Below are 5,912 nucleotides of genomic sequence, written 5' to 3' on the forward strand. Positions count from 1 at the left end.
TTACTTTTTCCACTCTTTCGGCTCTCTCTCTTAAGAACTCACATCTTTCTTTTTGTAGATATTGACACAAGATTTATGGATGAAGTTTCTTTTGATAAAGGACATGTAAAATTCTGGGTATATGAAGATGGGGATGATTTAATATTAGAAGTTTCTCAAATGAAGTGGAAAAAATTCGGTGGTGGAATATTAGGAACAACAGTAGATAGTGAAGAATTAGAATACATAAAAACAAAACAAGCATCTATGATAATGAAAACAATAAACAAAATAGTGAATGATAAAAGTCTACAAAAAGAAAGATGTGAGTTCTTAAGAGAGAGAGCCGAAAGAGTGGAAAAAGTAATACAAGATATGGAAATGCGTGAAATGACAGAAGGATACAAAGAAACTGTATACATGAGAAAAAGAAAACAACTAAGAGAACTTAAGCAAGAATTATTAGTATGCTCTACATTCATTGAACATGAAATAACATTAGAAGGTAAAGAGAATAAAGTATTGGTAACATGGTACAGAGGTACTAGTAAAATGTATCCAAGTGGCGTAGAATATTCAATACACACAAAAACGGACAATGGTTTAATCTGGGGACATTATTATAAAAACATAGTAGATGCTCTGGGTGCGTTTGAAAAATACAGAATACCACAACCAACAGATACAGAAAAAGCAATGCTTAAATGGGGATTATCAAAAGAAGAAGTGAAAAACTTTATAGACTACCTAGAAAACAAATGTAGGATTCATGTATGTGGATACGGTGATAATCTATCATATTTCAAAAATATATATAGATTCCAATATGGATTAGGTAAATACTAGAAAATAATATGGCTCGGTGGTAGCCAAAATACCACCAACTAAAAATAATAATAGGTGGATGTGGTCGAGCATCCAGAAGGAGAAAATAAAATGAAAAACTTAACAAAATTAACAAAAGTAGCAAAATACGTAAAAGAAAATAACATAGAAATATTCAACGCATCAGATGTAATAACTGAATCATATCATGGAGCAACGATAGTAGTATTAAAGAATGATTTTAAAATAGCATTCATGGATGCATGTGATAAAAACAAGAAACAAATGTTATGTGTACTATGGACTACAGAGAATAAGAAACCAAGTGAAGAAGGATATATATGTGAAACTAAAAAATTCAAGTCACAAAAGGCAATGATAGAATTTTATGAAGAACTAACTGCAGATGTAGCAGTTGAAAAACAAGTAGGTACAAGTGTAAAAGAAATGATTAAAGTATGTGATACAATATTAAAAAGAAACTTCAAAGGAAATATATATGCTCAATGGGCAGGTGATATGGAAGGAAATGAATATGTATGTGTAGTTTTCAATGATAGATTAAGCATATATATAAATGTTGAAGAAGTAGATGGAAAATATAAAATAACTGGTGATAGTGGAGATGAAATAGCAGGTGGTTCATGGTATGATTTAGAAGAAGAAGAAGTGAAAAAATACAGTAAACAAATTGAAGAAATATTAAACATGTAAAAATGAAGGGTGGTAATAATATGAAAAAAGAATTGTATGAATTTACATATGAAAATGGAGATAAAACAAATATATTGTTTACTGACTATGGAACACATATAGGAGTAGGAGATATAGGAGATAATGATATAGATTATATATTTGGAAAGGCAATATTAGTTACAAATAAACCATCAACTATAGAAAAAGAGTTGAAATATATTATAGATAATTTATATAGATATGCACCAAAAGTAGTTGAGTATAAGTTACTTGAATCAAAATAATAATAGGTGGATGTGGTCGAGCATCCAGAAGGAGAAAATAAAATGAAAAACTTAAAAACATTAGTAATGGGAATATTAGTAGGAGCAAATATATTAGTAGGTGGTTATGTAGTAAATAACATGAATCACATGTATGATAGAATAGCAGAACTTGAAAATATAAACAGTGAGCAATTTACTAAAAAAGAAGAACCAATAGTAACAACATTGCCAGTTGATTATAAAGCACCGATTGAAAGATATACAGAAGTTGAATTGTCACCAATAGTAAAAGATGCAATCAAAACAAGTGAAGAATCAGAAGATAAAAAGATATACATATTACAAGATGATAGTTCAATAGTTGTAAATGAAAAAGAAAATATGTATCTATTCTATCCTGCATGTATGGGTGACTGGAACTATACGCTAGATAATTTAGGTCAACTTAACATGGCAATAGAAACATACTTAGACTCAATAAGTTATAACTAAAAATAAAGGTCTGGTGGTAGCCTTTAAGTATCACTACCATTATAATATAATTATAGGAGCGTGGATAATATGAAAAGAATAGGTGGATGTGTATATACACACATAACTCAAAGATATGATTTAAAACCAGAATACGTGGAGATGATACAAAGAGCAGAGAAAATATTCAGAAAAAATATGGGCATGAAGTTGTTCCTGCAGATGGCAATAGTAAAAGTTAATAAAATACAAAACACAGTAACATTCACAATGAGTGATGATTTCGATATAGCAAATGATCCAGAAGTAGGAGATGCATATCTGGTGAAGTTAGACACAAAAGAAATAAAGTTAACTAAAGCCAGAGGTCAAGTTTATCATGATAAGTGGATGTATGTGTCAGATAGCTACACTGGATTTGATAGAGAGCAATCTAAAAGATGGTCTGAGAGATGGCAATCAATAGTACCAAACACAAAAGAAGTAAAAAGTAGAATAGGCTATAAAAAATATTGGGATACAGTGTTAACTCACTATGGATTACAATAAAAGGAGATGGTGATATGAGTAAATTATCAAAGGTAGAAGAACGATTAAACGAGGTTCAAAAAAGATGTAATGCTAGATTATTAGACATGAAAGATGTACAAATAATAATAAGTGAGTTTGAAAAAACAACAGTGGAATTAATTAAAAATGGAGTTGAAAGTAAAGATATAGAATTGGTATATCAAGATGGAGAAATGAAAAAAGGATATGGATATGAAAATACATCAATGAGTGCAACGTTGTTAAAAAGTGGTAAAGTAGATTTAGACTCAATAAGTTTTATAAGACAAAAATGTAGTTATCCTTTGAATCGAATTATATTAACTAAGTGGGATTATGATAAAGCACGTATAGCTTTATTAAGAGAAAAAGCATATACACAATTAGAGAAAAAATTATTGAAAAAAGTATTTAATGTAAATAACAATGGTTATATAAATATAAAATAATAGTCGATGTGACTTAAAACTAAGGAGATAAAAACATGAATGAAAAATTAACTGCAATATTAACTGAAAATAATATAACATTTAGCTACGATGGTGGTTGGGGAGCATATCACATAGATGATGAATTTGAAACAGTATGTAAAGATGAAGAAGAACTTAAAGAGTATATAGAATCTAACTTAGGAATCTTTATAATAGATGAAGAATGTAGTGGATGCCATGAACACTTAGATGAATATTGTTATAGTCCTACAATATACTTCAAAGATGGAACTGAGCAAAACATTGAAGAAATAATAACTGGCATGACTCAACATGAGATGGTAGATTATGAAAATGACATAAAAAAAGAATATGAAAATGTAGATTATGTAGGCTTTGGTGAGTTCTGCCCATATTGCCTACAATGTATGTAAAAGGTTTTTGGGAGAGTTCCGAAAAACTCTCCATCCAGTAGAAATACAACACACAAATACACACAAAGGTAGGTAAAAGAAATGGAAAAATTAAAAACACAAGTAGAGTTAAAAGAAGTTAATGTAGATGGTATAGGAACACAAAAAAGACAGTTGAAAACATATTTATTTGATACTTTAGGATTACCTAAAAGTGAAAAAATAGATGTACCAGAAAACACAATGATAACAGAAGGATTTGTTGTTGAAGGTTATAAAATAAAATACAACATCGGTGGATTAGTGTTAGATTTTAGTAAAGATAAGATTGACTACCATACAGAAAAAGCAATCATATCAACAAAGTTAATGGAACTATTCACAAAACTACAACATGAGTTTGATATAAAGCCTGATATAAGCACGATAGTAGATAGCACAAAAGCAACTAAAGTTGGGTTCGGTTTCAAGAAAGAAGAATGTGACATATACAAAGTAATAGATCACATAGAAATAACAAAAGAAAAACAAGAAATATATGATATAGATGATGTAAGAATGATAGATGTTACAACAGAAGTTTCTAAAACACACACAGAGAAGGAAGGTAGTACACATATGGAAAAAATAATTAAAATCACAGAAGGTAAATATCAAGACTTTAGGAAAGAAGTATTGGCAAACTTAGGGATGTTATTAAAGATAGTATTCGGTGATAAGTTTATAACGTGGAACTTTGATAAAAATAGTCACATAGAGCATGAACCAACACATGTATCTAAAGAGGAATACATAGAAAATATGATAGAAAAAGAAATACTGGAAGTATATCAACACCTTGTATTTGGTGGAATAAGAACTGGAAATAATGAATATGTAGAAATAAAACCATTGACAAGTAAATACCAAGTATGTACAATAGAATCAGAACCGACACAACAAAACACAAAAAATAATGAAGGAATGGTGAACACAATGAGAAGATTAACTAAGAAGGAATTAATGGCACAAATAAAGATAATGAGAAATGATTTAATGGATGGATGCATAGAAAAATGTGCAGATGATTTAGGTACATATAAAAAGATAAATGAAACAGAACTACATTTCTGGGGAATAACAGAAAAAGCATATGATTACATGCTTGAATTAAAAGATTGTACATTATTAAAGACTCCTGCATTTAAAACAGAAGTTGCTAAGTGGGTAGCAGGTGATTTCGATATAGTTGGAAATATAAAAATAGTGGTAAATGGAATATTTGGAACTGCAGAAGTATTGGTAGATGTAGAAGAAAAAGAAACTGGGAAAATAGTAAAAGACATGTGTTTCTTATGGGATAATAACTGCAAATATTCAAGACATGAAGAACTTAGAAAAATATATCCAGATGCAGAAAAAGAATTTAAACAAAAACAACTTTATAGTGAAATTAACAATATATCAGATGGAACTATGGCTACATTGCTAGGAGAACAAAATGTAGGTGAATGTAGAAAAAACTTCAACTTCATAAAAAGCGTAAGAGAAGAAATGGAAAGATTAATAAGAGTAAGAAGATTACATAAGACTTGTGAAACTTGGATGGATGTTTGGGAAAATGTTAAAAATGAATTAAACTATGAAGATATAGGTGTATACTTAGGAATAACAGATGTAATGATAGAAGAAATAAGTTTAGACGATGCTATGCGTAATGAGTTAGAAACTGCAGAACCTGCAGAAGTAGCAAATGTATTAGAAAAAATATTTATAAGTAGCGATATGAGTGTATGTGGTGGCTACTATGTACTAAGTGATTACTTTACAGAATCGGATACATTAGGGGAAGTTATGCTTAAGAAAATAGATGAAATACTTGTAAGAGGATTAGAAGTATCAAAAATAACTGATACTGAGATGTATGTATTAAAACAAGCAAAAGAACAAATGGAATTAGATGATGCTACAATAGCAAAAATAGAAGTATTAGAGTTCAAAAAAGAAGGTACTGTTCCAGAATATGAGGACTTCTTAACAGATGGTATGTTCAAGGAGATAGATGCAGAAAAAATAGAAATATTTAAAATGAACAACATATCAGTTGAAATAGTAGATGGAGAAGTTGTTATGTATGATGTGACTGAGCAATTAGAAGGTCAAGTAGATTTGATAGCATATGAAAAAAGTGTAGAGGTGAATAAATTGGAAAGTCCAATAAAAGTTAAAAAAGTAATCGAAGAAAAAGTAACATTCGATATAGATGGAGAAGGTAGAGAAGAAGAAGTTATAGATGTAACATA

General features: G+C 29.5%; 8 protein-coding genes. All 8 read left to right on the plus strand.

Annotated features, from left to right (window positions below; genetic code table 11):
* The first annotated feature begins 75 nt into the window (after positions 1 to 75).
* On the plus strand, positions 76 to 825 hold the full coding sequence (locus VLM92_RS11215; protein ID WP_325276431.1) for a hypothetical protein: 750 nt from the start codon (positions 76 to 78) through the stop codon (positions 823 to 825).
* Between the two features lie 90 nt (positions 826 to 915).
* Positions 916 to 1,518 (plus strand): hypothetical protein, encoded by a 603-nt coding sequence (locus VLM92_RS11220; protein ID WP_325276432.1) that lies wholly within the window; start codon positions 916 to 918, stop codon positions 1,516 to 1,518.
* Positions 1,519 to 1,538: 20 nt separating this feature from the next.
* The gene (locus tag VLM92_RS11225) at positions 1,539 to 1,784 is read left to right on the plus strand and encodes a hypothetical protein (protein WP_325276433.1); all 246 of its coding nucleotides are present in this window, start codon (positions 1,539 to 1,541) and stop codon (positions 1,782 to 1,784) included.
* 42 nt (positions 1,785 to 1,826) lie between these two features.
* Positions 1,827 to 2,258: a hypothetical protein gene (locus tag VLM92_RS11230; protein WP_325276434.1), complete on the plus strand. Its 432-nt coding sequence runs from the start codon at positions 1,827 to 1,829 to the stop codon at positions 2,256 to 2,258.
* A gap of 69 nt (positions 2,259 to 2,327) precedes the next feature.
* On the plus strand, positions 2,328 to 2,786 hold the full coding sequence (locus tag VLM92_RS11235; RefSeq protein WP_325276435.1) for a hypothetical protein: 459 nt from the start codon (positions 2,328 to 2,330) through the stop codon (positions 2,784 to 2,786).
* Positions 2,787 to 2,800: 14 nt separating this feature from the next.
* Positions 2,801 to 3,235, plus strand: a complete 435-nt coding sequence (locus VLM92_RS11240; RefSeq protein WP_325276436.1) for a hypothetical protein — start codon at positions 2,801 to 2,803, stop codon at positions 3,233 to 3,235.
* 35 nt (positions 3,236 to 3,270) lie between these two features.
* Positions 3,271 to 3,651, plus strand: a complete 381-nt coding sequence (locus tag VLM92_RS11245) for a hypothetical protein (protein WP_325276437.1) — start codon at positions 3,271 to 3,273, stop codon at positions 3,649 to 3,651.
* An 81-nt stretch (positions 3,652 to 3,732) separates the two neighbouring features.
* On the plus strand, positions 3,733 to 5,912 hold a 2,180-nt coding region (locus tag VLM92_RS11250), incomplete at its 3' end, for a hypothetical protein (protein ID WP_325276438.1).

It is taken from the genome of Romboutsia sp., from assembly GCF_035470145.1.
GTDB lineage: Bacteria > Bacillota > Clostridia > Peptostreptococcales > Peptostreptococcaceae > Romboutsia_D.

Coding starts and splice junctions, on each gene's coding strand:
- VLM92_RS11230 (WP_325276434.1), top strand. CDS start 1,827: ATGAAAAACTTAAAAACATTAGTAATGGGAATATTAGTAGGAGCAAAT.
- VLM92_RS11225 (WP_325276433.1), top strand. CDS start 1,539: ATGAAAAAAGAATTGTATGAATTTACATATGAAAATGGAGATAAAACA.
- VLM92_RS11245 (WP_325276437.1), top strand. CDS start 3,271: ATGAATGAAAAATTAACTGCAATATTAACTGAAAATAATATAACATTT.
- VLM92_RS11215 (WP_325276431.1), top strand. CDS start 76: ATGGATGAAGTTTCTTTTGATAAAGGACATGTAAAATTCTGGGTATAT.
- VLM92_RS11240 (WP_325276436.1), top strand. CDS start 2,801: ATGAGTAAATTATCAAAGGTAGAAGAACGATTAAACGAGGTTCAAAAA.
- VLM92_RS11220 (WP_325276432.1), top strand. CDS start 916: ATGAAAAACTTAACAAAATTAACAAAAGTAGCAAAATACGTAAAAGAA.
- VLM92_RS11235 (WP_325276435.1), top strand. CDS start 2,328: ATGAAAAGAATAGGTGGATGTGTATATACACACATAACTCAAAGATAT.